The following is a 26393-nucleotide window of genomic DNA, read 5'->3' as shown; positions in this document are numbered from 1 at the left end:
TCAGGATTCCTTTCAGGACAGCAGGGCTACGGCGCTGTACCAGACCGGGCCGACGTTGAGCCGGTCCGGGTAGAGCCGGGTCATGTAGTCGAAAAATTCGTGAGGACTGGGCTTTCCGGCGATCAGCCGCTGAGCGTCGAGCAGATAGTCGCGGGTCTCGGCGAGGATTGCCGGATCGTCGGGGAGATCCTTGTTCTTGTGCCCGGCCACCACGGCGCGAGGCTGTAATGCCGAGATCGTGTTGAGCGCCTGCAGCCAGGACTTGATCCCGCCGTGGTCACTTTCCAGCAGGTACTGGTGCACGCCGTTGTAGGCGACGTCGCCGGCCACCACCAGCCCGATCGACGGTACGTACAGCACCGTGGTGTCGTCGGTGTCGGTGTGCCCGACCTCGATGGGCACCAGGTGTTCGCCTTCCAACAACAGTCCGTCGTTCGGAACAGGTTGGTAGACAACCGGGCTCGGGGGGATCTGACCAGGGAAGTCGACGTCCCACATCTGGGCACGGCCTTCGACGGCCTGCTCGTGCATCTTCGCGATGGTGCCCTCGGTGGCGTAGGCGACCGCGTCCGGGAACTGTCGCAGCAGCGCGTCGGTGCCGAACCAGTGATCGCCGTGACCGTGGGTGGCGTAGACGTATTTCAGTGTCCTGCCGGATTTCTCGATCCACTCGGCGGTACGACGTATCTGATCGTGAGTAAATGGCGGGTCTACGAGCACGGCATCGTGCTCACCCACGACGAGGGTGGAGGCCACCGGTGAGGACACGATGGGGCTGCCGTCGGGCAGTCGCTGTTCGCGATGGCGGGGCAGGCCGTCGTGGACCATTACCTCATAGCGCAGTGTGGTCATGGTGTTTCCCTTCACAATTCGGATTTGGTGAGGTGTTGGGTGAACCAGTCCCGGGCCGCACCCGCGGCCTGGTCGAACTTGCCGAGGTAGGGGTCGAAGTGCCCGCCGGGAATGGTCACGAGTTTCTTGGGTTCCAGTGCCCGCTCATAGGCGGTCAGCGACAGATCGGTGACGGTGACGGTGTCCTGCAGGCCGACGATCATCAGCAGCGGCGTGGGGGAGACCCTGTCGATCCAGGTGCCCGGCTCGTACATCCGTGCTGCGCGTGACGAGCGGACCGTCATGCTGTTGTGCCACACGTTCTCCGGCGTGGTCGGCTGGGTGTAGAACGCAATGGCATCGGCGGATCGGTAGGCGGCCGGGATCGCGGGATCGCTGCCCACCACCGCCTGCAGCGCCGGCGGCTCGCCGCGGAATTGGGCCCGGTCGTCCTCGATGAACCCGGCTTGCAGATTTGCGACCTGATCGGGCGGCACGCGGCGCAGGCTCTGCTGGTAGCCGCTGATGGTGGGCACCTGCGCGACGACTGCCCGCAATCTGCGATCGGTTGCACCGAGCACGATGGCGTGCCCGCCCGCGTAGCTCGTGCCCCACAGTCCGATCCGTTCCGGGTCGACGTCCGGCCGGCTCTCCAGGAAGGAGATGGCTCGCCGCCAGTCCGCGATCTGCGCCCAGGGGTCGACGTCGAAGCGGGGCGCACCGTCGCTGGCGCCGAAACCTCGGTGGTCATGCACCAGCACCACGAACCCCGCCTCGGCGAAGAAGCGGGCGAACCGCTCCAGGCCGTGCTCCTTCACCCCGGCGAATCCGTGCGCCATGGTGATGCCCGGATGCGGGCCCGGTCCATCCGGCTGGAACAGCCATCCGCGCAGCGTCACAGCGCCTTCGCCGGCGAACTCGATGTCGTGTCGTTCAACCATGGCTCCACCCTGCGACCGACGGAGACCGGGTGGGAACGCCACGTTGATCCTGGTATCGGCAGGGACAGGCTTACGCTCAACAGGTGGCGGCGAAGAACAATGCCCTCGGCGATTACCTTCGGTCGCGGCGCGAGCAGATCCGTCCAGAGGACGTCGGCCTGCTCGGCGGTGCGCGCCGGCGGGTTGCCGGGCTGCGCCGCGAGGAGCTGGCTTTGTTGGCCGGCATCAGTTCCGATTACTACCTGCGGCTCGAGCAGGGCCGTGACAAGAATCCGTCCGCGCAGGTGCTCGAAGCGCTCGCGCGGGCACTGCAATTGGACATCAAGGGCACCGAGTATCTCCACCAGCTCGCCGGCCAGACCGGAACTCATTGGGAGCAAGGTGATCTGGAGAAAGCCGTCGACGGGCTGGACGAGCTGATCGATCAGTTCCCGATGCCGGCGATCGTCGCGAACAGGTATCAGGATGTACTGGCGGCAAATCCGGTTGCCAGAGCCCTCGCGCCGGCGTTCCGGCCCGGAGAGAATTTCTTGAGATGGCGGCTGCTCGAGCCGGCTGCGCGCGACTTCTTCGTGGATTGGGATGAGGCAACCGACATCGCGGTCAGTGGGTTACGCGAGGTCGCGGGCAGCTATCCCGACGACCCGCGGCTGCGTCAGATGATCGACGAACTGTCATCTGTCAGTGAGCGATTCCGTGAGCTGTGGGCGCGCGCCGATGTCGGGTACCGGCCGGGGATCACCCATGTGCGTCATCCGCGGGTGGGTGAGCTGTACCTGCACCGCAATCGCCTGCATGTACCCCACTCAGGTGGGCAGCACCTGATCATCTTCCGGGCGGACCCCGGGAGCGACTCGGCGCGGGCACTCGACGAGCTCCGCTCCGGGTAGCCGCTCAGCCTGCCCCTGCCGCGGCTCGGCGGGGTGTCCCCAGCCGGTTCACGGTCGCGCCACGGTGGAGAAGTCCATCGAATCGGCGCAACGGAGGAACCGACATGGGAACGAGGAGTTCGCTACCGGCACCGCCGCCTTCCTCGATGCGGCGTAACCGAAACTCACCCCGCCCGATCATCAAAGGAGCTGAACAGAAATGAAACTGCTCGACGAAGTCATCGCCGCCCACGGGGGATTGGATCGCTGGAAGGAGATCGACTCCATCCGCATTCACCAGATCATCGGAGGCGGTCTGTGGAAGCTCAAGGGTGTCGACGGCATCCTCGACGACTCGATCGTCGAGATCCGCCCCAAAGAGCAACATGCCTGGCACAGCCCGCTGCCACGCCCGGGTTTCCGCTCGTCGTACAGCCCACAGCAGGTGCTGATCGAAACCGAGGAGGAGTCGCCGAGGGTCGTAGAGACTCTGACGTCGCCTCGCGAATCTTTCGCCGGGCACACACTCGAGACACCGTGGACGCACCTTCAACTGGCCTATTTCGCCGGCTATGCGATGTGGACCTACCTGTCCGAGCCGTACTCTCTGACGTTCCCCGGTGTCCACACCGAGGAACTCGGCGAATGGCGCGAGGACGGGGAGACCTGGCGCCGACTGGGTGTGCGTTATCCCGACGGCATCGCCACGCACAGCGCCGATCAAACCCTCTATGTCGATTCGGACGGACTGATCCGCCGCCGCGACTACGACGTGGATATCGCCGCCGATTCACCGGCCGCGCACTACTCCCGTAACCATCTGATGGTCGACGGCATCGTGTTGCCGATGAACCGCATCGTCTACGTCCGCGACGATGCCGGGCAACCGCTGCGCGACATGGTCACCGTGACAATCGACATCAATGACGTCACGGCCACCTGAGATTCGCCGCGCCTGATTCATCCGGGCTTCCTCCGGGGCCGCCGTGGATTCGCCGTGAGCGGCCGCCGGAGGTGGCACGATCTGAGGGTATGGAGAAGATCTCGCTCACCGCGATTGCACGTCAGCAGTTGGCCTCAGCCCGCACGGCCAGCAGCGGACGCAGTGCGCACACGGTCTACGGCGGCCATGAACACCAGCTGCGCCAGACCCTGATCGCGCTGACCGAGGGAAACGGACTCGACGAGCATGAGAGCCCGGGCGAAGCCACGCTGCAGGTGATCGAGGGCAGGGTGAAGCTGGCCAACTCCGAGGCCAGCTGGGAAGGTTCGCCCGGCGATCACATCGTTATCCCGCGGACCCGGCACAGCCTGCATGCACTCGAGGATTCGGTGGTGCTGCTGACCGTCGTCAAGGCCATGGGGCCGCACACCTGAGACTGGTGCTGCGTGTCAGCGATGGCTCAGCACATTGACCACGTTGCCCGCCCCGTCGGCGAAGAAGAACCGCCGGACACCCCACTCCTCGTCGCTCAGGCGATGCACGATCTCCAGCCCCGCCTCGACCACGGCCGCATACGTGGAGTCGACATCGTCGACCTCGATCGAAACCGACGGATTCACCGGTGCGGTGGCGTCCTTCGTCATCAGGCTCACCTGATGGCGACGCTCGGCATCGGCCAGGGTGATGATCCAGCCGTGGTTCATCACCTCGGCCAACCCGAGCGTCCGGGTGTACACGGCGGCGGTCGCCTCGGCGTCGGACACCGTGAGCACGGGCATCACCCGCCGCACTGTCATATCGCGGGGCCCAACAGGTCGTCGGCGTCCTTGATGACGTAGCCGTAGCCCTGCTCGGCCAGGAAGCGTTGCCGGTGGGCGGCGTACTCGGCGTCCAACGAATCGCGCGAGACCACGGAGTAGAACACCGCACCGCCGCCGCTGGCCTTGGGTCGCAACAGCCGGCCCAAACGCTGCGCCTCTTCCTGGCGGGAGCCGAAGGTGCCTGAAACCTGAACGGCGACAGACGCTTCCGGCAGGTCGATGGAGAAGTTCGCCACCTTGCTGACCACCAGCGTGGAGATCTCGCCGCGGCGGAACGCGTCGAACAGGGCCTCGCGTTCGGCGTTCTTCGTCGACCCCTGGATCACCGGGGCGTCCAGTTCCTGGCCCAGCTCCTCCAGCTGATCCAGGTAGGCGCCGATCACCAGCGTCGGCTCGCCGGGGTGGCGTTCCAGGATCGAGCGCACCACCGCGATCTTGGTGTGCACTGTCGAGCACAGCTTGTAGCGTTCCTCGGGCTCGGCGGTGGCGTAGAGCATTCGCTCGTTGTCGGTCATCGTCACCCGCACCTCGACGCATTCCGCGGGGGCGATCCAGCCCTGGGCCTCGATGTCCTTCCAGGGTGCGTCGTAGCGCTTGGGCCCGATCAGTGAGAACACGTCACCCTCGCGGCCGTCCTCGCGGATCAGCGTCGCCGTCAGCCCCAGCCGCCGCCGGGACTGCAGATCGGCGGTCATCCGGAATACCGGGGCCGGCAGCAGATGAACCTCGTCGTAGATGATCAGCCCCCAGTCGCGGCTGTCGAACAGCTCCAGATGCTTGTACTCGCCCTTGGTCCGGCGGGTGATCACCTGGTACGTCGCGATGGTGACCGGCCGGATCTCCTTCTTCTCGCCCGAGTACTCGCCGATCTCGTCCTCGGTCAGGGAGGTACGGGCCACCAGTTCGCGCTTCCACTGCCGTCCGGCCACGGTGTTGGTGACCAGGATCAGCGTCGTCGCGCCGGCCTTGGCCATCGCGGCCGCGCCGACCAGGGTTTTACCGGCGCCGCAGGGCAGCACCACCACGCCGGAGCCCCCGGCCCAGAACGAGTCGGTCGCCATCTGCTGGTAGTCGCGCAGTTCCCAGCCGTCCTGGGCCAGTTCGATCGGATGGGCCTCACCGTCGACGTAGCCGGCGAGGTCCTCGGCCGGCCAGCCGATCTTGAGCAGCATCTGCTTGATGTGGCCGCGCTCGCTGTTGTGCACGATCACGGTGTCGTCGTCGATGCGCGCGCCCAGCATGGGGGCGATCTTCTTGTGTCGCAGCACCTCCGTGAGCACCGCGCGATCCAGGCTCACCAGGATCAGGCCGTGCACGGGACTCTTCACCAGCTGCAGACGTCCGTAGCGGCCCATGGTGTCGACGATGTCGACCAGCAGCGGCTGCGGCACCGGGTAACGCGAGAAGCTGACCAGGGCATCGACCACCTGCTCGGCGTCGTGTCCGGCCGCGCGGGCGTTCCACAGCGCCAGTGGGGTGATGCGGTAGGTGTGCACGTGCTCGGGGGCGCGTTCGAGTTCGGCGAACGGCGCGATGGCGGCGCGGGCCGCCCCGGCCTGCTCGTGGTCGACCTCGAGCAGCACCGTTTTGTCGGACTGCACAATCAGCGGGCCGTCAGTCATTTCGTCCATTATTCCGAATGGCTCGGCCCGGCCGCGCGCCGCGCAGCCCGCCGAGACTGAAGTGAGGGACAAGATCGGTGGTGATCATGTCCCTGAGAGCAGTCTCGAGACCTGCTAATCGGTGTCCGCCGAGACCACGGACGTGACGCGATGGATGGCGAACTCGCGGACGCGTCCGGCGGCCGGATCGAACGCGGTCAGCTGGCCGCCGCGCACGTTGATGGGGGAGACCACCCGCTGGGTTGCCACCCCGGCGGGGTCGACGTAGCCGATCAGCACAGAGGTCTGGTTGATCGCGGCGTCCTGCAATTGGGTGATGGCCATCGCCGGGTCCAGGCGCACGCTGGCGAACGGTCCAGAGGCCACCTTGCGCAGCACCGCGACGATCGCGCCGAGGGTCTGGGCGGTCGGCGGGGTGGGCGGGCGGTAGACGCGGCGCCGGGTCGGTGCGACGACGCGCGCGCCACGGGCCCTGATGTCGACGACGGTGCCCGTGGAGTCCTCGGCGGCGGGTGCGAACCCGGCCTCACGCAGCACGGTGAGCACGTCGGCGATCGGTGCCTGCGACACCGCCACCGTCGGGGCCAGCAGTCGCAGCTCGAGGCGGTCGGTGCCCGGCGAGGCGATCGCCTGGGTCAGCAGCGCGGGATCTTCGCACCGCAGGAACGACGTGGCCATCCCGACGCGCAGCTGACCGTGGCGGCGCGCTACGTCGTCGATGAGATACGTCAACCCTTGCGGCACCGGGGTTTTCGAGTGTTTCTCGAACAGGGCGTGCAACTCGCTGGCGGTCCGGCCGGCATCGAGTGCGCGCCGGATGGACGGTTCGCTGATCCGGTAGACCATCGCCGCGCCCGCCGATTCGACGGTGGCGACCTCGGCCAGGTGCTCGGCCAGATCCCGCTCCAGCGGGCCGGGCACGATCACCGTGAGATCGGCCTGCAGCAGGAAATGGTCGAGCGGTTTGGGCAGCACCTTGGCCATCGCGGCCAGCACGTCCTCGTCGGGGTCGCCGGCCAGCAGACCGCGGGCGGGCGTGCTGATCGCGCCGCGACCCACCATGCCCAGCGAATGAGCCTCGGCGAGCAGCCCGCTGACGGTGGCCGGCTGCAGACGCGCGGCCCAGCGGGGCCGTCGCCAGCCCATCGCCCGGGCGGCCTCGGCGCCGTCGACTCCGGTGCCCGGAGCCAGTTCGGCCAGCACGCTCAGCATCAGCCGGCGGTCCAGCGGAGCCGCGGTCGAGTACAGCGAATCCGACAGTGCGGCAAAGGGTTTGTTGTCCGGGCCGCGGCTGCCGATCAGGGCGGGCCGGGCCGGCAGGTCCAGCCACGTCGCGGCCAGCAGGTGCCAGCGCACGGCAGTGGGGGATTCGATGAACCGGTCCGCGGCCACCGTCGGTGCCCAGTAGGGCCCGGTCCCGTCACCCGGATCCGGATCGGGCATCCCCGCCGCGATCAGCCCCCCGCCCGCCGCCAGTTCCAGGAGAAGGCCGAGGCGCGGTTCCTCGACGCCGGTGGTCTTGGCCAACCGCTTGACGTCACGCACCCCGAGCCCGCCGTTGCGCAACTCGGGAACCGGTGTGCTGCCCAGGGTTTCGATGATCAGGTCGATCTCACGCAGCAGGTCGATGGCCGCACCGGCGGCCACCGCGTCCACATCGGCAGGCGTCGTCGACGTCGTCTGGAGTGCTGGCGTGGTCAACTCCACCGGGCCGGGTGCCTCGCCGCGCATCACCTGGCCGACGACCCGGGGCAGGATCACCGTCTCGTCGTCGATCCGGCGCAACAGTCCGGCCTCCACGAGCCGCGGCACCGGCCGGTCGGGCGGGGTGTCGGGTGCCGCGTCGCGGGTGCGGCCCATGGGTGAGCCCTCCAGCAGCCGGGCCAGCAGATCGCTCTGGGCCTCGTCGAGCCCGCCGAGCAGTTCGGCGATCTCGTCGGCGCTGCGCTCAGAGGTCTCCACGGCGGCCTGACCGACGAACCAGGGCAGGCCCGACGCCACCTCGGGCGCCACCCGGACGGCGGCCTCGCCCCACACCAGGGCCCGCTCGCGCAGGTCTTCCAGTGCGGCGGCCACGTCGCCGGAGCCGACGCGCTCACCCAACAGTTCGCTCACCTCGGACACCGGGACCGGGTGGGTGTCGGCGTGCAGGACCAGTAGTGCATCCAGGACGGCCAGCCGCAGGAAGTCCAGGGAATCGGTGGCAGCCTTGACCGACTGACGTGAGGTGGCGCGCGCGGCAAGCGCGGCAATCGTTCCCGGTGGCGGCTGGCTCAGGTCGGGCCGCAATTCCAGCAGGCGGATGAGGCCCTTGTCGTCGAGGTCGGACAGCCAGGCACCCAGCGGGAATCCGGGAGTCTGTGCGGCGGTCATATCCTGACCAGCGTAAAGCAGCCCGCCGGTCTCGCCACCGGATGAGGAGCCTGCCACAATGTGGGGCGTGGCTGACAACAAGAAGAACCAATACATCGACAACGGCTGGCCGGTGCTCTCCGACGGCGATGATCACGCCGTGAGTGAGCTCGCCACCGACCGCACCGGCGCACTGTCGCCGTTCGGCGATGTGACCTTTCCATTGCCGGCCGACGAGCTGCCCTTCATCCAGTCAGCAACTGTCGTCAACAGATAATCGTGGGACTGTCGCACCTCGACGAGTCCGGCGCGGCACACATGGTCGACGTCGCGGCGAAGGGTGTCACCAAACGCACCGCGATAGCCGAGGGCATCGTGCACACCCGAGCGGATGTGGTGGCCCTCATCGCCTCGGGCGGCCTGCCCAAGGGTGACGCCCTGGCCACCGCGCGGGTGGCCGGAATTCTGGCCGCCAAGCGGACCCCCGACCTGATACCGCTGTGCCATCAGTTGGCGCTGACCAGCGTCGACGTGGACTTCGACGTGCGCGACGCCGCGGTGGCCATCACCGCCACCGTGCGCACCACCGACCGCACCGGGGTCGAGATGGAAGCCCTGACCGCGGTGAGCGTCGCCGCACTGACGCTGTACGACATGATCAAAGCTGTCGACCCTGCCGCCCGCATCGACGACATCAAGGTGATGCGCAAAGAAGGCGGTAAAACGGGATTGTGGGAAAGAACTACTCAGTGACGCGTTCGGCCCGGGTCATCATCGCCTCCACCCGTGCCGCGGCAGGTGTGTACGACGACCGGACCGGCCCTCTCATCGTCGGCTGGCTTTCCGATCGAGGCTATGACGTCACCGAGCAGATGGTGGTCGCGGACGGTCACGCCGTCGGCGACGCATTGCGGGCCGCCCTGGCCGAGCGCGTCGACCTGATCATCACCTCTGGCGGTACCGGTATCTCACCGACCGACGCGACGCCGGAATCCACCGCGGCGGTGCTCGACTATCAGATCCCCGGGCTGGCCGATGCCATCCGGCGGGCCGGTGTGCACAAGGTGCCCACCGCGGTCCTGTCGCGCGGCATCTGCGGCGTCGCCGGACGCACCCTGATCATCAACCTGCCCGGCTCGCCGGGCGGGGTCAAAGATGGGCTGGGCGTGCTGGCCGGCGTGCTGGAACATGCCCTGGACCAACTGAGCGGCAAGGACCACCGATGAGCGCCTGCGCGAAGAGGAGAAGGACCTGCCGGTGAGCGCAACCGTCATACGCGTCGAGCTGACCGACACACCGATCTCGCTGACCGAGTACGAGGCGCTGGTTGCCCATGAGGCGGCCGGAGCGGTGGTCGGGTTCTCCGGGGTCGTGCGTGATCACGACGGGGGCCGTTCGGTCACCCGGCTCGACTACTCCGCGCACCCCAATGCCCTGCTGACCTTGCAAGAGGTTGCCGCCGAGGTGGCCGCGCAGGCGGCCGGGGTGCGGGCGATCGCGGTCAGCCACCGCATCGGAACCCTGCACATTGGAGACGCCGCCCTGGTGGCCGCTGTGGCGGCGGACCATCGCAGGGCGGCGTTCGAAACCTGTGCCCGTCTCGTCGACACCGTCAAAGAGCGGTTACCGGTGTGGAAGCACCAGTACTTCTCCGATGGCACCGACGAATGGGTCGGTTCGGCCTGAGCCGGTTGGAACCTCACAAATCCCACTAGTCACGGCTGGGTGAGCGAGTGTCGTTGTGCCCGGCTGTTAGCGACTTTTCAGCGACAAACGCCACACACTTACCGTGGGCACCATTGGTCGCAGAGCCAGTCACTACTGGCATCACTTCAGGCTGCTTCAGCCTCATCTGCAACAGAATTTGGGTTGCCCGGCTATGAGCGACAGAGTCGCTGACAGCCGGGCACTGGACTGATGCGGCTGTTGAGACCCCAGCGCCCGGAAGTGTCACATGTGATCAATCTCAGCGTGACTGCCGAGGTCGCTGGTGCGGAAGTGGCGATTGTCGCTGAAAAGTCGCTAACAGGCGGGCAGATCGGCTAGGCATTCGCCAGCCGATACCGCTGAGGCGGATGTGACTCATGACCGCCGACCGGCGACAGCCGACCTGCGATAGACAGCAGCCGCGAACCGCGGCACTAACGGCACGGTTCGCGGCTGAGTCAGAGTCAGAGTCAGGCGGATGGGACAGGAACGGCGGCGTCGGCGGGAGCCGGAGCGGCCGGGTCCATCGGTGCGACCGGAAGGTTCGGAGCCTGACCACCCGGGGAATCTGGGGTGGACAGCGGACGCTGGGTCAGCGCCAGCAGGGCATCCTTACCGCTGATGTCCTGGGTCTGGATCGCGTGCCAGATCTCCCGCAGGTAGGTCGCGTTCGGGCCCTGGCCCGGGATCTGCGACGGGCTGTCGGTGGTGGTGCCCGGCGGCAGGTTCTGCGGGCTGGCCAGGTGCGGGACACCCTCGGCGGGCGCACCGTTGGTGACCACCTGGTTGGCCACGTCGACGTTGTTGAGCGGGGCCAGCGGATCCGGTGCGGCGACCGCGGGCGCGGCAGGTGCCGGAGCGGGAGCCGGGGGCAGGACCGGATCGAGCGGCATCGGGTCGCCGACGTGCAGCGCCCAGGTCTGCGGCTGATCGGCCGGGGCCGGCGCCTGATCCCAGTCCGCCGGGGCGGGAGCCGGGGCCTCAGGGGCAGGAGCGGGTGCTTCGGGGGCGGGCACCTGCAGTGCGGCGTCGATGATCGGGGCGGCCTCTGGGGCCGGCGCCAATGCGGCGTCCATCGGAGCGGCCTCGGGTGCCGGGGCGGGAGCCTCGGGAGCGGGCGGCAGGTTCTCTGGGGCCGGCGGAAGTGCTTCGGGGGCCGGTGCATCGGCGGGCAGTGGGGCGGCCTGCGCATCGGCGGGCGGCGCCTCAGGTGCGGGTGCGTCGGGGGCGGGCGGCAGTTCACCGTTGACCGCAGGCGCGTCCAGCGGGGCCGGAGCGGGCTCGGCGACCACGTTGCGCGGGCTGGCGCCTGAGAGGCCACGGCCGCAGGTGGGCCAGGCGCCCTTGCCCTGGCTGGCCAGAACGCGCTCGGCGACGGCGATCTGCTGTTCCTTGGTGGCCAGGAAGGCGTTGGGTGCGTACTCGCCGCCGCCGTGGGAGGACCACGTGCTGGGGGAGAACTGGAGGCCACCGTGGTAGCCGTTGCCGGTGTTGATCGCCCAGTTGCCGCCGGACTCGCAGCGGGCTACCTGGTCCCACTCGCCGTCGGTGGCGGCCATGGCCTGTCCGGCCAGTGCGAGGCCGCTACCACCGAGCACAGCTCCGGTGAAGGCGATCTTGGCGACATTCTTTGCTGAAGACGAGGAAGCGGGCTTGCGATGCCGTCCACTCATAAGCGTGAAGGTCCTCTCGTATGCGCCCACGAGGTCAGCTGTCGGGTTCGGGTATGAGAGGTCACCCGGCCGTCATCGTCGAAACTCTGACGGCTTCACCCCAAGGGGCCGCAAGCGGCTCCTGGTCCTGAAATAAATCGGTGGACCGGTTGGGTCCCCCGCCTCCATCCTTGTTGTTCGTCGTAACCCCTGCCCGATGGATGGAGCTCGGCGCGTCGGTATGGGGGTGGGTCAACTGATTAGGGTCGGTTGACTTGGGAATGAACGGTAACTGCTGCCCGCTATCCCGTCACCTTTAGCGGCCTCGGGCGTTTTGGCTCTGGGCAAACTCTAAAAGTTGTTTAAAGGCGCAGGTTATTTTTGCGTTTTCGCAGGTGGGCGTGGCGCTCCACCGTGCCGTAGCCAGCTCGTGACCATTTCGTTATGTGATGCAAATCACGTTAGCCGCCGGCGAAGGGGGGTAACACATCGATGGTCTGAGGCGTTGATACCGGCTTGTCCATGTCGCGGACGGCCATCCCGTCCGACAGGTATGAGCAGCGCTTTAGTACGCGCGCAAGCTCCGCGTCGCGACCGCTGAGGTGCTCGACGAGCGTCGCGATCGTGGAATCTTTTGCCAAATCTAACGTTTCCGTATCAACTCCGGCCGCGGCGGCGGCAGCGGCGAAATAACGGACCGTCACGGCCACGGTGTGCTCCGTCATCTAGCCGCCGATCGCGCTCATCGGCCGTACGGGCTGCACGAAATCCGGGTCGTTGATCCCGTGTCCCGCGGGCTTTGCCCACATTGCCGTCCGCCAGACCGCTTCGATGGCAGCGTCGTCGGCGCCGCCGCGCAGCAGCGTGCGCAGGTCGCTCTCCTCGGTGGAGAACAGGCAGCTGCGGATCTGGCCGTCGGCCGTCAGCCTGCTGCGGTCGCAGTCTGAACAGAACGCGTGGGACACCGAGGCGATCACTCCGACGGTGCCCGCTGGATGATCAGCGCTCGCGCCGACCTGCCAGAGCTCGGCCGGCGCCGAGCCGCGGGGTCTCGGATCGGGCCGCAGGTCGAAATGGCGGCCCAGGGTGCCCAGGATGGCCTCGGCGTCGATCACCGTGCCGCGCTGCCAGGTGTGTCCGGCGTCCAGCGGCATCTGCTCGATGATCCGCAGCTGGTATCCGTGATCCAGGCAGTAGCCCAACAGGTCCACCACGTCGTCAAGACCCGAAACCGGGTCGAGCACCGCGTTGACCTTCACCGGCTCCAGTCCGGCCGCCTTGGCGGCCGCCAGGCCGTCGAGCACGTCGGCCAGCCGGTCCCGGCGCGTGATCCGGGCGAAGTGGGTGGCGTCGACGCTGTCCAGTGACACGTTGATCCGGTCCAGCCCGGCCTGTTTGAGTCCCGCGGCACGCCGGGCCAGCCCGATGCCGTTGGTGGTCAGGGTGATCTCCGGGCGCGGGTGCAGTGCCGCTGCGGCGGCCACCACATCCTCTAGGTGGCGCGTGACCAACGGCTCGCCGCCGGTGAACCGCACGCTGGTGATGCCGAGCCGGGTGACGGCGATGCGCAACAAACGGCTCAGTTCGTCGGCGCTCAGCAGCGCCTCGCCGGGCAGCCAGTCCAGACCCTCGGCGGGCATGCAGTAGGTACATCGCAGATTGCACTTGTCGGTCAGTGACACCCGAAGGTCGGTGGCGACGCGGCCGTAGGTGTCGATCAGCGGGCCACTTGTCGGGGCCGGATCGAGCGATGCGCCGATGGCCGGTCCGCCGGATCGATGCACCGTGGGCAACCCGAGTGGGGTCAGCGTCATGCCGCGGCCTTCAGCGAGTCGACCGGGACGATCTCCTTGCCCAGGGGAACCAGCGAGACCGGGATCATCTTGAGATCGGCCAGCGCCAACGGGATTCCGATGATGGTGACCGCCATCGCCACCGCGCTCACCAGGTGGCCCAACGCCAGCCACCAGCCGAACAAGACGATCCAGATGATGTTGCCGACCAGGGCGCCGGGCCGGGTACCGGGCTTGTCCACGATTGTGCGGCCGAACGGCCACAGGGCGTAGGAGGCGATACGAAGCGAGGCGAACCCGAACGGGATCGTGATGATCAGGACGAAACAGATGAGCGCTGCCAGCAGGTATCCCAGCGCCAACCACAGGCCGCCGAAGATCAACCAGATGATGTTCAGTATCACTCGCATTACCGGCGCATCTCTCTTCCAGAGGTGCTTGCAAGCCTACCGAGTAATAGGGGTGAAGCACCCAGCCAGGGCCGAGTAAGATCTCTCCATCGCGTCCCGGCGCTGACGGGACGCGAACTTTATGTGTGTACGTAGTTATGACAAGACGAGCGGGTGAGTAGCAGTGCCGACCGGCAAGGTGAAGTGGTACGACGCCGAAAAGGGCTTCGGCTTTGTGTCCCAGGAGGACGGTGAGGACGTCTATGTGCGGTCCTCGGCGTTGCCCGCGGGTGTCGAAGGCCTCAAGGCCGGTCAACGCGTCGAGTTCGGCGTGGCCGCCGGCCGCCGTGGCCCGCAGGCGTTGAGCGTCAAGCTCATCGACCCGCCGCCGAGCCTGAGCCGGACCCGCCGCGAGGCCGAGCGTCCCGAGCACAAGCACACTCCCGATGAGCTGCACGGCATGGTTTCGGACATGATCACGCTCCTCGAGGACATCGTGCAGCCCGAGCTGCGCAAGGGGCGCTACCCCGACCGTAAGGTCGCGCGCCGGGTGTCCGAGGTGGTCAAGGCCGTCGCGCAGGAGCTCGACGCCTAGTACTCGCGCGCCGAACGTCGGCTTGTGTTCGAGGATCCGCTGATTTCTCGCGTGCAGGCCGCCTCTCGACGTGGAGACTGGGGCTATGACCCAGGGCTCTTACGTCGCGACCGGCAGCGGTGAGTTCAACCGCGACACGAACTACATCACCACCCGGATCACGCGCGATGGTCGTGACGGTTACCCGGTCGAGCCGGGCCGTTATCGGCTGATCGTCGCGCGGGCCTGCCCCTGGGCCAACCGCACGATCATCGTGCGACGTCTGCTGGGCCTGGAAAGTGTTCTGTCCATTGGCTTTTGCGGCCCCACGCACGATGCGCGCAGCTGGACGTTCGACCTCGACCCCGGCGGGCTCGACCCGGTGCTCAAGATCCCACGGCTGCAGGACGCGTACTTCAAGCGTGACCCCGAGTACCCGAAGGGCATCACCGTGCCCGCGATCGTCGAGGTCGCCACGGGCGCGGTGGTGACCAACGACTTCGCCCAGATGACGCTGGACTTCTCCACCGAGTGGACTGCGTATCACCGCGAGGGGGCCCCACAGCTGTATCCCGAGCCGTTGCGCGAGGAGATCGAAACGGTGGCCAAGCGGATCTACACCGAGGTCAACAACGGCGTGTACCGGTGTGGGTTCGCCGGTTCACAACAGGCCTACGAGGCCGCCTACGACCGGCTGTTCACGGCGTTGGACTGGCTGACCAACCGGCTGAGTACCCAGCGTTATCTGGTGGGGGACACCATCACCGAGGCCGACGTCAGACTGTTCACCACGCTGGCCCGGTTCGACCCGGTCTATCACGGCCATTTCAAGTGCAACCGGTCCAAGCTCGCCGAGATGGACGTGCTGTGGGCGTACGCGCGGGATCTCTTCCAGACGCCGGGCTTCGGTGACACCATCGACTTCGTCCAGATCAAGCAGCACTACTACATCGTGCATTCGGACATCAATCCGACGCAGATCGTCCCCAAGGGCCCGGACCTGACCAACTGGCTCACGCCCCATGGCCGGGAATCGTTGGGCGGCAGGCCTTTCGGCGACGGCACTCCACCGGGGCCGACGCCTGAGGGCGAGCGGGTACCGGCCGGGCACTCAGCGGGTTAGCGCGCGTCCGCCCCGTCGCGGTCCGGCCAGACCGTGCTGACCGACCACTCGGCGTGCGGCAGTGCGAACTCCTGGCCATCCTGATCCTGGACCAGGGTCAGCATCTGGACCGCCAGGCCGGTAAGCCGGCCCCGGTTGGGATCGACCGTGGGGATGGTGACGGCCAGCGTCGTCTTGGGTGCGTAGTACGTGACCGTCGTGTCGACCGGGTTCTCGTACACGCGCAGCAGCCGCCACGGGGCCCGGGCGACCGAGCTGGGTACCGAGAGCTGGACCGGATTCTCCTCGGTTACGCGCAGCTCGCCGGTCTCGCGCGATTCCTCGCAGTCGTCGAGGTTGAGCACCTCGCAGTACTGGAACGGCCCGACCCGCACCGAGTGTCCGTGCGAGTACGCACTGATCTCCGGCAGCCGGTCGCCGTGTGAACTGTGCAGCCGCCAGACCCCGACCGTGGTGCCGGCGATCGCCAGCACGACCACGGCCGCCAGGACTGCCAGAGCGCGTTTCATCGGGACTCCCACTGTGCTGTCGTCGGGGCTGCGGCGGGACGGTTGCCGCCTTCTCGTGCGGCGTGGACCGGGCGGTTACCGCCCAGGCCGGGAATCAGTGATTCGCCGCGGTAGCTCACGATGGTCTGCGCCAGGCCCAGTATCAGCACGGCCGTGATCGTAGTGAACCCGACTGTGAGGTCTGTATAGATCAGGACCCCGGTGGCGCCGCCGGCCACCCAGGCCAGCTGCAGCGCTGATTCCGACCGGCCGAATGCCGAGGCCCGAGAGGCCTCGGGCAGGTCGTCCTGCAGGGACGCGTCCAGTGAGGCCTTGGCGATGGCGCTGGCCGCCGAGGTGACGAGTGTCGCCCCGGCAGCCACCAAGAGGTTTCCGGTCAATGCGGTCACCAGGGCGACGACGGTGACGGCGATGGCGGCCCGCACCACCAACTGCGCGGGGTGGCCGAGTTTGAGCCGCGCGGCGGCGATGTTGCCGCCGAAGTTGCCGATCCCGGCCGCGGCTCCGATCAGTCCGAGGATCAGCAGCTGTTCCCAGCCGCTGGCGTCGTGGGATTTGGCGACGAATGCGGGGTAGAGGAACAGGAATCCGACCATCACCTTGATGGTGCAGTTGCCCCACAATGCGGTGATGGTGTTGCGGCCCAACGGCTGACGTTCGGCCTTCGGCTTGCCCGGGTGGCGGCGCATCTCGCCGGTTCCGCCGCCCGATTGACCGTGGTAACTCAGCGTCGTGGGCACCTCGCCCTCGGTGACCTCGACCCATTTCGGGATCCCCATGGACAGCACCGCGCCGGCGACGCTGACCGCGACCACCACGTACAACGCCCCGGGCAGCTGCGCGACGTTGAACAGGTACTCGGCGCCTGCGGCGATGCCGCCACCGACGATGGTGCCGCCGAGCAAGCCGAAGGTGGTCAATCGGGAGTTCACCCGGACCAGGTCGATCGACGGGGGCAGCACGCGCGGGGTGACCGCGCTGCGCAGTACCGAGAAGGATTTGGACAGCACCATCATTCCGAGCGCGCACGGGTAGAGCACCCAGGACGGATAGCTTCCGGTGGCGCCGTCGTAGTTGGCGATCAGCACCACGATCAGTCCGGTGCGCAATGCGAACGACGCGGCCAGCGCCATCCGGCGGCCGTGCTGCAGGCGATCGAGTGCGGGCCCGATCAGCGGGGCGATCACCGCGAACGGGGCGATCGTGATCAGCAGGTAGAGCGCGACCTTGCTCTTGGACTCACCGCTGGCCGCGGCGAAGAACAGCGTGTTGGCCAGTGCGACGGCCATCGCGGCGTCGACGGCGAAGTTCGCCACCACCGGCCAGGTCAGTGCGGTCAACCCGGACTTGTCGGCGCCGTCGGCGGTGGCGGCGCGGTGCACGAAACCGTACATCCGCGTGCCCATTTCGCGGCTGCGTGCCGCGGCGGCCCGGGTGACGGTGACCTTCTCACCGGCGGCTGACCCGACCCCGCGGGAGGGTTGCGGGTCGTCCTGCCTGGGGTGCGCCGCGGTGTGCTGCTCATCGAGCGGCGGCAGCCAGCGGTTGGAGCTGGGCACCGATTGCCTGCGTGGCCGGCGCGGCGTCTCATCGCTGGGGTAGTTGGCCATTCCGGGATGTTCCGCGCCGGGATCGGCCGGTGGCCGCGGCGGGTAGTAGGTCACCCCCCGATTCTCTCTTATCCGGCGCGCAGGGGGCCGACAGGCGACCGGTGTGGCCCATGGTTGCCCCGATCAGGCACTATGGAGGCGATGGAAAGCGTGACCGAACCAGCTGAGCAGGCCTATGAATCCGACCGGGAAACCGGCTCGGCGGCACCGTCGCCGGAACAGGAGGCCTTGCTTTCGGGTGCCGCCGAGCAAGCTCGCGCGGCGCTGATCGAGTTCAGCGACGAGAGCGCCGTGGGCGAATACCTCGGTGTGAGCATCGAAGATGCCGCGTCGGCCACGCACCGATTCCTGGCTGACCTGCCCGGTTACCGCGGGTGGCAGTGGGCTGTCGTGGTGGCGGCCTACCCGGGCGCCGATCACACGACGATCAGCGAGTTGGTGCTGATTCCGGGCCCGACGGCGCTGCTGGCGCCGCACTGGGTGCCGTGGCAGGACCGGATCCGTCCGGGTGATCTCGGGCCGGGCGACCTGCTGGCCCCGGCGCCGAATGATCCGCGTCTGGTTCCGGGGTACGTGGCCACCGGGGATCCGCTGATCGACGACGTCCCTCTCGACCTCGAGCTCGGCCTCGGCCGGCGTCAGGTGCTCAGTGAGTGGGGCCGGGGACAGGCGGCGCAGCGGTGGCACGACGGCGATTACGGGCCGGGTTCGGCGATGGCCCGCTCGACGCGCCGGGTCTGTCGCGACTGTGGTTTCTATCTGCCGCTCGGCGGCGCGCTGGGGCTGATGTTCGGTGTGTGCGCCAATGACCTGTCGGCCGACGGTCATGTGGTGGAGGCCGAGTACGGCTGCGGGGCCCATTCGGACACCCCGCAACCGCCCGGCACCGGGTCGCCGATGTTCGAGCCGTACGACGACGGTGTGCTCGACGTGGTCGAGTGAGCTCTGCTCAGAATCCGGTACTGAGGCGGGCTCAGTTCTCGGCGGCGGCCTTGATCCGCGCCAGCGAGGCCTTCATCCCGTCGACCAGTTCGTCCTCGAAGCTCGGAACTCCGCCGAACAACGCGCCGACCAGAGCGTTGGACACGGCCGTGGTGCCGTTCTCGGCGTGCCGGGATTCGGTCACCCGGGTGCCGGCGTCGGTCGGTTCCAGTTCATAGCTCCAGATGGTGTTGTTGCCCTCCACCAGGAACGCGAGCCGCTTGTTGTCGACCACTTCGGTGATGCGTGACGTGGTGGGCCAGAACACGAACTTGCGCCGGTTGAGATTGAACGTGCGGGTTCCGGGGCGCAGCGGGCCGAGGGGCTTCATCAACCGGCATTGCGGGCTCCACTGCGGCATCCGGGCCAGGTCCGAGATCAGCCCCCACACCTTGTCGACGGGTGCGTCGATGTCGATGCTGGCTTGCAGAAGTGGTGCGGCCATGGTGTCTCCTCAGGTCAATCCGCTTTGCGCACCGCGGGATCCGCGGCGCACGGCACGGCGCTGGATCAGAAAGATGGTCGTGCCGAGAACGCCGATCGCCAGTCCGGCGAGCGTGAACGGCCGCCAGTGTTGCAGACCGCTGACCGTGAAGGCCACGACGGTGGCGATCAGCCAACCCGTGGCGATCACCACGATCACGGGCCACGGTTCCAGTAGCCCGGCGGGCAGGGCCGGCGGCTGCGGCTCCGGTGCGTCGTTGGCGTCCTCGGTCATCGGTGACCAACGTATCCGATGGGGTGGGGATTCATTGGTCTTGGTTCTAGCCCTTTTCTCCCTCAAGCTCAGTACTATTTCCGATGTGAAAGATCCGGAGGCACGGCTCGCGAATGATCTCGCTCTGGCGGTAGTTCGTCTCGCGCGTCAATTACGTACGCGGCGTGCGGAATCCCCGGTTTCGCTGACCCAGTTCTCGGCGCTGGCCACCTTGGCCAAGGAAGGCGCGATGACGCCGGGCGCCTTGGCGTTGCGTGAACGGGTGCGCCCTCCGTCGATGACCCGGGTGATCGCGTCACTGGCCGAGCAGGGTCTGGTGGCCCGCGCCGCCCATCCGGTGGACGGACGTCAGGTCGTGGTGTCCGCCTCGCCGGCCGGGATGACCCTTGTCGAGGCCGAGCGCAAGGCCAGCCAGGAGTGGCTCAAGGCGCAGCTGTCGCGGCTGGATCCGGATGACCGCCAGACTCTGGTCGACGCGACCGATCTGATGTCGGCGATAGTTCTCGAAGGCGCGTGAGTCTGCTGCAGGTAATCGATATCGAGGATCCGGCCGATACCCGGTTGGACGATTTCCGCGATCTCAACAGCGTGGACCGTCGGCCCGATCTGCCCAGTGGCAAGGGTCTGGTGATCGCCGAGGGTGTGCTGGTGGCGCAGCGCCTGCTTGCCTCTCGGTTCGTCCCCCGCGCGCTGCTGGGTACCGACCGGCGTCTGGCCGAACTGGCCGCCGACCTCGACGGCGTGGATGTGCCGTTCTACCGGACCAGTGCGGACGTCATGGCGGCCGTGGTCGGTTTCCACCTCAACCGTGGCGTGCTGGCCTCGGCGTCGCGGGCGCCCGAGTTGTCTGTGGCCGAGGTGATTTCCGGGGCGCGCACCGTGGCAGTGCTCGAAGGCGTCAACGACCACGAGAACCTCGGGTCGATCTTCCGTAATGCCGCCGGGCTCGCCGTCGATGCGGTGGTGTTCGGCGCGGGATGTGCCGATCCGCTGTACCGGCGGGCCGTGCGGGTGTCGATGGGGCATGCCCTGCTGGTTCCGTTCGCCCGGGCGGCTTCCTGGCCCGGTGATCTGGAACTCTTGCGGAACAATGGCTTTCGACTCATGGCCATGACGCCCGACCCGGCTGCCGCGACACTGTCCGAGGCGATGACACAGCTCGACGGGGACCGGGTGGCGGTCCTGGTCGGCGCGGAGGGTCCGGGGCTGACCGAGCACACGATGCGGGCCAGCGACGTGCGGGTGCGCATTCCGATGTCGCGCGGCACCGATTCGCTCAACGTCGCCACCGCCGCAGCGCTCGCGTTCTACGAACGCGCCCGGCTCGGGAGCTGAGATCGCGTTAGATTGACTCCGTGACCGACGATTCCACGCCGTGGGGTACCGGCCTGACGGTGGCCGGATTCGTGGCCGCGGTGCTGGGCGCGGCGATTGTGGTGCTCGGGGTGGGGCTGTTGCGCGTGCACCCCTTGCTGGCGATCGGGTTGAACATGGTGGCCGTCGGCGGGCTGGCCCCCACCGTGTGGGGCTGGCGGCACCGGCCGGTGTGGCGCTGGTTCGTGCTGGGTTCGGGCATCGGCGTGGCGTGCGGCTGGCTCGCGCTCCTGGCGATCGCGTTGACCCAGAGCTGATCCGGACCGCTCAGGCCACCAGTTCTGCCGCGGTGTAGTTGGCGTCGAGCAGCCCGGCGACGGCCTCGTCGCGGCGGAATTTCCTGCCGTGGACCGCGAACATCCGTTCCGCCGTGGTGGTTTCGGGTTGCCAGCCGGTTGCGATCAGGTAGTCCGAGACGGCGTTGCGGTCGCCCGCGAAGATCAGCTCCGACAGGTCGTCCAGCTCCAGGCCCTGCTCGCGTTGGTGGTCGGTCAGTGTCCGTATCCGGCTCTCGGCCAGCTCGGAGTGCTCGCTCATCCAGTCGGTGGCGATGCGGCTGCCCGGTGCGCTGAGCGCGGTGATGTTGTCGAACAGCCGGTCCTGGGCGTCGGGCGGCAGGTACCCGAGCAGTCCCTCGGCGATCCACGCGGTCGGAGCCTGTGGGTCGAAGCCGCGGGCGCGCAGAGCGGCGGGCCAGTCCTGGCGTAGGTCGATACCGATGGCGTGCAGTTCGGCGGCCGGGGCGGCGCCCAGGCCGGCAAGTGCACGGCCCTTGAACTCGATGACGGCCGGCTGGTCCAGTTCGAACACCGTCATCCCGGCCGGCCAGGGCAACCGGTAGGCGCGGGCGTCCAGTCCGGAGGCCAGGATGACCGCCTGACGGATACCCGCTTCGACGGCGCTCAGGAAGAAGTCGTCGAAGTAGCGGGTCCGGATGGCCATGCCGTCGGCGATCACGTGCGGATCGAGCGGCTCGGCGGCGCCGTCGGCAACCAGGTCGCCCTGGGCCAGACGCACGTAGTAGTCCACCCCGACGGCGTCGACCAGGGGCCGGGCGTACGGGTCGGAGATCAGCGGGTCGGGGACGCTGGAGGCCAGTGCTCGGGATGCGGCCACGCCGGTGGCGGTGGCGCCGACGCCGGTGGCCAGATCCCAGGTGTCGTTCTCGGTGCGCGGCATGACCCCTCCAGATGTATAGCAAAGCTAGTTATTAGACACTATAACTAACTTAGGAGGGTGTGGGCGAGTCGCGTGCGCCACACCGCGATGTCGTCGACGCCCAGAATGCGCAGGACCACCTGATCGGCGCCGGCTTCCCGGTACTCGGCGATGCGGCCGGCGATGACTTCGGGAGAACCCCAGGCGGCGGTTCCGTCGAGCAGGCGGTCGCTGACCGTGTCGATATCGGTCGCGGTGAAACCCTGCCGGATCAGGTTGCGGCGGTAGCCGCCCTGCGACGTCAGGAAACGCAGCGGCTCGGCGGCGGCGCGGCGCGCTGTTTCGCGGTCGGTGACGGGCATGACCATCAGGAGGACCGCCAGCATCCTGTCCGGTCCCAGTGCCGACCGCGCGGCCGTCACGTACGACGGCGTCACCAGATAGGGATACGCGCCGCCGGCCCGTTCCCGTGCCAGGGCCAGCATGTTCGGGCCGAGTGCGGCCAGCACCCGCCGGTCCGCGGTGATGTCCGCGGCGTCGAGCTCGTCCAGGTAGGCGTTGAGGGTGGCCATCGGCCGAGGGCCACCCTCAACGCCGAGGCCGACGAGGAACCGGTCGGGGTGCTCGCGCCGAAGTTCGGTGTAGGTGGCGATGACCTCCGCAGCCGGCACCCGCACCACCGGAATGATCCCGGTGGCGACGGGGATCGAGGTCGTCGCGCGAACCGCTGCGGCGAGCATCGGAAGGTTGCCTGAGCGCCACAACGTGGAGAACCCGAGATCCTCGGCATGGCGCGCCTCGTCGGCCACCACCGCCGCATCTTCGGTGAACGGATTGCTGCAGGCCAGCCCGATCGGGCCAAGGGAGGTCATGCGTGCCGACGCTATGACCTCAAGAACGCTTCAGGTCAAGCGATCAGGGCTGGGTCCCCGACGACCGCACGCCCAGCAGCACGTCCTCCCAGGCCGGAACCGTGGCACGCGCCTTGCGGCTGCGCTTGGGCGCCGGGGGAGCAGGTGCGGGAATGGGCTCGGCCGGTCGGCTGAACTGCTCGGGCGCCGCGGCCTGCGTCTCGGCAACCTCGTGGGTCTCGTGGTGATCGAAAAGGTGGGGCACCGCGGCGACCGGGCGCAGCGGACGGCCGAAATCGGGGTTGATCAGCTGTCGGGCCGCATCGTCCGATGCGGAGACGGTGCCGCCGTGGGCTCCGGGGGTGTACCGGAAATGCGCGACGTTGTCCGACCGGCCGGCCTTCCAGGCCAGCTGCACGGTCCAGCGGCTGTCCTCGTTGCGCCAGGCGTCCCAGGCGATGGATTCGGGGTTGAGCCCGCGGCCCACCAGGGCCGTCGTGACGATCTCCAGCAGGGTCAGCACTGCGGGTCCGTCGGCCAGGACCGGATGTGCCGCGGTGGCCAGCTCGGCCGCGCGGGCACGCTCCAGCAACACCGGATGAGCGAACCGCTCGACCCGCTCGACAGGCACCCCGGCTGCCTCGGCCAACTGCTCGACCGACGCCCCGGCGCGAATCCTCGCCTGAATCTCCTTGGGTCGCAGCACGTTCTGCACCTCTACATCGATCTCGGGCTGATTCGAGGTGACCTTGTCACCGCGCATCGCAGCGCGGAGCCGGTCGTCGACACGCAAGCTGAACATGTCCTTGGCGGAGTCGTCGGATTCACAGATGATGCGTCTGCCGTCTACGTTCAATCCAACGACTCTGAGTTCTCGCATACCGACCTGACCTCCTTCGCGAACCCTACTGCGTTATCGGCCCGTTACCCGGCTGACACGCTGGCGGGAAAGGGAGCGACTGTGTTCGTACGGAGAGGTTCGCTCAGAGGTTCTCGACGACCCAGTCGACGCAGCTGGTCAGGGCGCTCACGTCATCGGGCTCCACGGCCGGGAACATGCCGATCCGCAACTGATTACGGCCCAGCTTGCGGTACGGCTCGGTGTCCACGATCCCGTTGGCCCGCAGCACCTTGGCGACCGCCGCGGCATCTACCGAATCGCTGAAGTCGATCGTGCCGACCACCTGCGAGCGCAGAGCCGGATCGGTGACGAACGGCGTGGCGAAGCTTGCTGCCTCGGCCCACGAGTACAGCCGCTGCGAGGAATCCGCGGTGCGCTTGACGGCCCAGTCCAGCCCGCCGTTGCCGTTGAGCCAGTCGATCTGCTCGGCGAGCAGGATCAGCGTGGCGATGGCCGGGGTGTTGTAGGTCTGGTTCTTGAGGCTGTTCTCCACGGCGATGGGCAGCGACAGGAAGTCGGGCACCCAGCGGCCTGATGCGCCGATCGCCTCGATGCGGGCCAGTGCCGCGGGGCTGACGATGGCCAGCCACAGGCCACCGTCACCGGCGAAGTTCTTCTGCGGCGCAAAGTAATACGCGTCGGTGTCGGCGATGTCGACGGGCAGGCCGCCGGCGGCCGAGGTGGCGTCGATCAGCACCAGCGCATCACCGGCCGGACGCTGCACCGGCATCGAGACGCCGGTCGAGGTCTCGTTGTGGGCCCAGGCCACGGCGTCCACCGACGGGTCGGATTGCGGCTGCGGCGCGGTGCCGGGATCGGTCTTGACGATGATCGGGTCGCCGATGAAGGGGTTCTTGGCCACGCACGAGGCGAACTTGGCGCTGAACTCGCCATAGGTCAGGTGCAGCGAGCGCTTGTCGATCAGGCCGAAGGCTGCGGCGTCCCAGAATGCGGTCGAACCGCCGTTGCCGAGGATCACCTCGTAGCCGTCGGGAACCGAGAAGAGTTCCCGCAATCCGTCGCGGACCCGGCCCACCAGATTCTTGATCGGCGCCTGTCGATGGGACGTGCCGAACAGATCCCCGGAAGCGGCCAGCGCGGTCAGTTGCTCGGGACGGACCTTGGAGGGGCCACATCCGAAACGGCCGTCGCGGGGCTTGATGTCGGCGGGGATGATCAGTTCAGCCATGAGACCAGCCTAAAGTCGGCCGTTACAGCGTCAAAATTCGGGCACCGTCGGCGGTGACGGCCACGGTGTGTTCACTGTGCGCGGCGCGGGCGCCGGTGGCGCTTCGCGGCGGCCAGCCGTCGGGGTCGTGGACGTGGCCGGCGGTGCGGTCGGCGACGCGGCGCCGTATGCGGCCAGGATTTCGGCGGCGATCCGGTCCAAATCGGCCGTGGTGTGCCCGGCAACGGCCTGTTCGGTGATCATTCGCAATGTTTCGGTGCCTACTGCGCCCACGGCCGTCATCGCTTCTACCTGCTGTTTCGGTTTCATATCGGCCACGGGTGGCTACTTGTCGGCAAACTCATCAAATCAGGCATGGACTTTTACTCGATACCTGCGGTACCGTTTGGACAACAAGTGGGTAGATGTAAACCTCAGACGAGTATAGAGAGGTCTGCAACATGGCACGGACCAAGATGGTCAGGCGTTGGCGCAAGAACATGGACGTCAGCGACGACACCCAGTACGTCGACATGCTCGCCACGCTGTCCGAGGGCTCGGTGCGGCGCAACTTCAATACGTACAAGGACATCGAGTGGGATTCGCCGGAGTTTGCGGTGATCCCAAACGATCCGCGCTGGATCCTGCCGGACACCGACCCCATGGGTGGTCACGCGTGGTACCAGGCTCAGCCGGTCGATCGGCAGATCCAGATCGGCATGTGGCGCCAGGCCAACGTCGCCAAGGTCGGCCTGCACTTCGAGAACATCCTCATCCGTGGCCTGATGGAGTACTCGTTCTGGGTGCCCAACGGTTCGCCGGAGTACCGGTACTGCCTGCACGAATCCGTTGAGGAGTGCAACCACACCCTGATGTTCCAGGAGATGGTGAACCGGATCGGCATGGATGTACCGGGCATGCCGCGGCTGCTCAAGTGGGTGCAGCCGCTCATCCCGCTGGCCGCAGGCCCGCTGCCGATCCCGTTCTTCTTCGGCGTCCTCGCCGGTGAGGAGCCCATCGACCACACGCAGAAGAACGTGCTGCGCGAGGGCAAGGCCCTGCACCCGATCATGGAACGGGTCATGGCCATCCACGTCGCCGAGGAGGCTCGGCACATCTCGTTCGCGCACCAGTACCTGCACAAGCGGGTGCCGAACCTGCGCCGCCGGCAGCGTTGGATCCTGTCGCTGTTCGTGCCGCTGACCATGCGCATCCTGTGCTCGGCGATCATCGTGCCGCCGCGCGCGTTCTGGAAGGAATTCGACATCCCGCGCTCGGTGCGCAAGGAGTTGTTCTTCCGGGCCCCCGAGTCGCGCAAGATGCTGCGGGATATGTTCGGCGATGTCCGCATGCTGTGCCACGACACGGGCCTGATGAACCCGATCGCCAAGCTGATGTGGCGGATCTGCAAGATCGACGGGCCACCGAGCCGCTACCGTAGCGAGCCACAGCGCGAGCACCTGGTCTCGGTCGCCTAAAGCTCGCCCCGGAGGGTTCTAAGGTTTT

General features: G+C 67.6%; 32 protein-coding genes and 1 riboswitch. Of the genes, 14 read left to right on the top strand and 18 right to left on the bottom strand.

Going from position 1 to position 26393, the window contains the following annotated elements:
* Positions 1–12: 12 nt before the first annotated feature.
* The gene (locus ACWEFV_RS17450) at positions 13–852 is read right to left on the bottom strand and encodes an MBL fold metallo-hydrolase (protein ID WP_450071080.1); all 840 of its coding nucleotides are present in this window, start codon (positions 850–852) and stop codon (positions 13–15) included.
* Between the two features lie 11 nt (positions 853–863).
* Entirely contained in the window at positions 864–1772 is a 909-nt protein-coding gene (locus ACWEFV_RS17445) for an alpha/beta hydrolase (protein WP_450071079.1), read from the bottom strand.
* 83 nt (positions 1773–1855) lie between these two features.
* Here ACWEFV_RS17445 and ACWEFV_RS17440 point away from each other — a divergent pair, with 83 nt between their 5' ends.
* The 3 genes from ACWEFV_RS17440 (at position 1856) to ACWEFV_RS17430 (ending at position 4018) form a co-directional block, all read left to right on the top strand.
* On the top strand, positions 1856–2662 hold the full coding sequence (locus ACWEFV_RS17440; protein ID WP_450071078.1) for a helix-turn-helix domain-containing protein: 807 nt from the start codon (positions 1856–1858) through the stop codon (positions 2660–2662).
* Between the two features lie 199 nt (positions 2663–2861).
* Positions 2862–3584: a hypothetical protein gene (locus ACWEFV_RS17435; protein WP_450071077.1), complete on the top strand. Its 723-nt coding sequence runs from the start codon at positions 2862–2864 to the stop codon at positions 3582–3584.
* 89 nt (positions 3585–3673) lie between these two features.
* On the top strand, positions 3674–4018 hold the full coding sequence (locus ACWEFV_RS17430; RefSeq protein WP_135452666.1) for a cupin domain-containing protein: 345 nt from the start codon (positions 3674–3676) through the stop codon (positions 4016–4018).
* Between the two features lie 15 nt (positions 4019–4033).
* Here ACWEFV_RS17430 and ACWEFV_RS17425 read toward each other — a convergent pair whose 3' ends face one another.
* From ACWEFV_RS17425 to ACWEFV_RS17415, 3 genes are all read right to left on the bottom strand, one after another.
* A complete protein-coding gene (locus tag ACWEFV_RS17425) occupies positions 4034–4381 on the bottom strand; it encodes a VOC family protein (protein ID WP_450071076.1) in 348 nt (115 codons plus the stop codon).
* The gene (locus tag ACWEFV_RS17420) at positions 4378–6027 is read right to left on the bottom strand and encodes a DNA repair helicase XPB (RefSeq protein ID WP_135452668.1); all 1650 of its coding nucleotides are present in this window, start codon (positions 6025–6027) and stop codon (positions 4378–4380) included. The genes ACWEFV_RS17425 and ACWEFV_RS17420 overlap by 4 nt, the downstream gene beginning before the upstream one ends.
* A gap of 114 nt (positions 6028–6141) precedes the next feature.
* Positions 6142–8400 (bottom strand): helicase-associated domain-containing protein, encoded by a 2259-nt coding sequence (locus tag ACWEFV_RS17415; protein ID WP_450071075.1) that lies wholly within the window; start codon positions 8398–8400, stop codon positions 6142–6144.
* Positions 8401–8458: 58 nt separating this feature from the next.
* Here ACWEFV_RS17415 and ACWEFV_RS17410 point away from each other — a divergent pair, with 58 nt between their 5' ends.
* Genes ACWEFV_RS17410 through ACWEFV_RS17395 form a run of 4 tightly spaced genes read left to right on the top strand, consistent with a single transcriptional unit; the run spans position 8459 to position 10065 of the window.
* Entirely contained in the window at positions 8459–8656 is a 198-nt protein-coding gene (locus tag ACWEFV_RS17410) for a hypothetical protein (RefSeq protein WP_450071074.1), read from the top strand.
* Between the two features lie 2 nt (positions 8657–8658).
* On the top strand, positions 8659–9132 hold the full coding sequence (gene moaC, locus ACWEFV_RS17405) for a cyclic pyranopterin monophosphate synthase MoaC (protein WP_450071073.1): 474 nt from the start codon (positions 8659–8661) through the stop codon (positions 9130–9132).
* Complete coding sequence (locus ACWEFV_RS17400) at positions 9129–9605, top strand: MogA/MoaB family molybdenum cofactor biosynthesis protein (protein ID WP_167857725.1); 477 nt, start codon at positions 9129–9131, stop codon at positions 9603–9605. The genes moaC and ACWEFV_RS17400 overlap by 4 nt, the downstream gene beginning before the upstream one ends.
* A 31-nt stretch (positions 9606–9636) precedes the next feature.
* Positions 9637–10065, top strand: coding sequence for a molybdenum cofactor biosynthesis protein MoaE (locus ACWEFV_RS17395; protein WP_135452673.1), 429 nt, complete (start codon positions 9637–9639; stop codon positions 10063–10065).
* A 491-nt stretch (positions 10066–10556) separates the two neighbouring features.
* Here ACWEFV_RS17395 and ACWEFV_RS17390 read toward each other — a convergent pair whose 3' ends face one another.
* The 4 genes from ACWEFV_RS17390 to ACWEFV_RS17375 form a co-directional block, all read right to left on the bottom strand.
* Positions 10557–11759, bottom strand: coding sequence for a transglycosylase family protein (locus ACWEFV_RS17390; RefSeq protein ID WP_450071072.1), 1203 nt, complete (start codon positions 11757–11759; stop codon positions 10557–10559).
* Positions 11760–11767: 8 nt separating this feature from the next.
* Positions 11768–11952, bottom strand: a riboswitch (cyclic di-AMP (ydaO/yuaA leader).
* Positions 11953–12199: 247 nt separating this feature from the next.
* The gene (locus ACWEFV_RS17385; protein WP_135452674.1) at positions 12200–12463 is read right to left on the bottom strand and encodes a MoaD/ThiS family protein; all 264 of its coding nucleotides are present in this window, start codon (positions 12461–12463) and stop codon (positions 12200–12202) included.
* A complete protein-coding gene (moaA, locus tag ACWEFV_RS17380) occupies positions 12464–13552 on the bottom strand; it encodes a GTP 3',8-cyclase MoaA (protein WP_135452675.1) in 1089 nt (362 codons plus the stop codon).
* The gene (locus tag ACWEFV_RS17375) at positions 13549–13941 is read right to left on the bottom strand and encodes a YccF domain-containing protein (protein WP_135452676.1); all 393 of its coding nucleotides are present in this window, start codon (positions 13939–13941) and stop codon (positions 13549–13551) included. The genes moaA and ACWEFV_RS17375 overlap by 4 nt, the downstream gene beginning before the upstream one ends.
* Before the next feature lie 163 nt (positions 13942–14104).
* Between ACWEFV_RS17375 and ACWEFV_RS17370 the strand changes: the two genes are divergently transcribed.
* Together ACWEFV_RS17370 and ACWEFV_RS17365 are read left to right on the top strand one after the other, a co-directional pair.
* On the top strand, positions 14105–14515 hold the full coding sequence (locus ACWEFV_RS17370; RefSeq protein ID WP_135452677.1) for a cold-shock protein: 411 nt from the start codon (positions 14105–14107) through the stop codon (positions 14513–14515).
* 85 nt (positions 14516–14600) lie between these two features.
* Positions 14601–15617 (top strand): glutathione S-transferase family protein, encoded by a 1017-nt coding sequence (locus ACWEFV_RS17365; RefSeq protein WP_450071071.1) that lies wholly within the window; start codon positions 14601–14603, stop codon positions 15615–15617.
* On the opposite strand, the gene ACWEFV_RS17360 is transcribed toward ACWEFV_RS17365, so the two are convergent.
* Together ACWEFV_RS17360 and ACWEFV_RS17355 are read right to left on the bottom strand one after the other, a co-directional pair.
* Positions 15614–16126 (bottom strand): DUF2771 domain-containing protein, encoded by a 513-nt coding sequence (locus tag ACWEFV_RS17360; RefSeq protein WP_450071070.1) that lies wholly within the window; start codon positions 16124–16126, stop codon positions 15614–15616. The two genes, ACWEFV_RS17365 and ACWEFV_RS17360, sit on opposite strands and share 4 nt — an antisense overlap.
* Positions 16123–17736, bottom strand: coding sequence for an MFS transporter (locus tag ACWEFV_RS17355; RefSeq protein WP_450071229.1), 1614 nt, complete (start codon positions 17734–17736; stop codon positions 16123–16125). The genes ACWEFV_RS17360 and ACWEFV_RS17355 overlap by 4 nt, the downstream gene beginning before the upstream one ends.
* Positions 17737–17877: 141 nt before the next feature.
* Here ACWEFV_RS17355 and ACWEFV_RS17350 point away from each other — a divergent pair, with 141 nt between their 5' ends.
* Positions 17878–18678: a DUF3027 domain-containing protein gene (locus ACWEFV_RS17350; RefSeq protein WP_450071069.1), complete on the top strand. Its 801-nt coding sequence runs from the start codon at positions 17878–17880 to the stop codon at positions 18676–18678.
* A gap of 31 nt (positions 18679–18709) precedes the next feature.
* Here the strand turns inward: ACWEFV_RS17350 and ACWEFV_RS17345 are convergent, their stop codons facing one another.
* Both ACWEFV_RS17345 and ACWEFV_RS17340 read right to left on the bottom strand, forming a co-directional pair.
* Positions 18710–19162, bottom strand: a complete 453-nt coding sequence (locus ACWEFV_RS17345) for an SRPBCC family protein (RefSeq protein ID WP_450071068.1) — start codon at positions 19160–19162, stop codon at positions 18710–18712.
* Positions 19163–19171: 9 nt separating this feature from the next.
* Positions 19172–19435 (bottom strand): DUF2530 domain-containing protein, encoded by a 264-nt coding sequence (locus ACWEFV_RS17340; RefSeq protein ID WP_450071067.1) that lies wholly within the window; start codon positions 19433–19435, stop codon positions 19172–19174.
* A gap of 85 nt (positions 19436–19520) precedes the next feature.
* Here ACWEFV_RS17340 and ACWEFV_RS17335 point away from each other — a divergent pair, with 85 nt between their 5' ends.
* From ACWEFV_RS17335 to ACWEFV_RS17325, 3 genes are read left to right on the top strand one after another with little or no spacing between them, the layout of a single operon-like run.
* Positions 19521–19952, top strand: coding sequence for an Rv0880 family HTH-type transcriptional regulator (locus ACWEFV_RS17335; protein ID WP_450071066.1), 432 nt, complete (start codon positions 19521–19523; stop codon positions 19950–19952).
* A complete protein-coding gene (locus tag ACWEFV_RS17330; RefSeq protein WP_450071065.1) occupies positions 19949–20770 on the top strand; it encodes a TrmH family RNA methyltransferase in 822 nt (273 codons plus the stop codon). Before ACWEFV_RS17335 ends, ACWEFV_RS17330 begins: the two co-directional genes overlap by 4 nt.
* A gap of 20 nt (positions 20771–20790) precedes the next feature.
* Entirely contained in the window at positions 20791–21066 is a 276-nt protein-coding gene (locus ACWEFV_RS17325; RefSeq protein ID WP_135452685.1) for a DUF2537 domain-containing protein, read from the top strand.
* A 10-nt stretch (positions 21067–21076) separates the two neighbouring features.
* On the opposite strand, the gene ACWEFV_RS17320 is transcribed toward ACWEFV_RS17325, so the two are convergent.
* From ACWEFV_RS17320 to ACWEFV_RS17300, 5 genes are all read right to left on the bottom strand, one after another.
* Positions 21077–21988: an SAM-dependent methyltransferase gene (locus tag ACWEFV_RS17320; protein ID WP_450071064.1), complete on the bottom strand. Its 912-nt coding sequence runs from the start codon at positions 21986–21988 to the stop codon at positions 21077–21079.
* A gap of 44 nt (positions 21989–22032) precedes the next feature.
* Positions 22033–22839, bottom strand: coding sequence for a TIGR03620 family F420-dependent LLM class oxidoreductase (locus tag ACWEFV_RS17315; RefSeq protein WP_450071063.1), 807 nt, complete (start codon positions 22837–22839; stop codon positions 22033–22035).
* Positions 22840–22882: 43 nt separating this feature from the next.
* On the bottom strand, positions 22883–23698 hold the full coding sequence (gene sepH / locus ACWEFV_RS17310; RefSeq protein ID WP_450071062.1) for a septation protein SepH: 816 nt from the start codon (positions 23696–23698) through the stop codon (positions 22883–22885).
* Between the two features lie 103 nt (positions 23699–23801).
* Entirely contained in the window at positions 23802–24908 is a 1107-nt protein-coding gene (serC, locus tag ACWEFV_RS17305) for a phosphoserine transaminase (RefSeq protein WP_450071061.1), read from the bottom strand.
* Positions 24909–24938: 30 nt separating this feature from the next.
* Positions 24939–25151: a hypothetical protein gene (locus tag ACWEFV_RS17300; protein WP_450071060.1), complete on the bottom strand. Its 213-nt coding sequence runs from the start codon at positions 25149–25151 to the stop codon at positions 24939–24941.
* A gap of 197 nt (positions 25152–25348) precedes the next feature.
* Between ACWEFV_RS17300 and ACWEFV_RS17295 the strand changes: the two genes are divergently transcribed.
* Entirely contained in the window at positions 25349–26365 is a 1017-nt protein-coding gene (locus ACWEFV_RS17295; RefSeq protein WP_450071059.1) for an AurF N-oxygenase family protein, read from the top strand.
* Positions 26366–26393 lie beyond the last annotated feature (28 nt).

This window comes from Mycobacterium sp. NPDC004974 (assembly GCF_053600815.1).
This window is presented reverse-complemented; position numbering and strand designations above follow the sequence as displayed.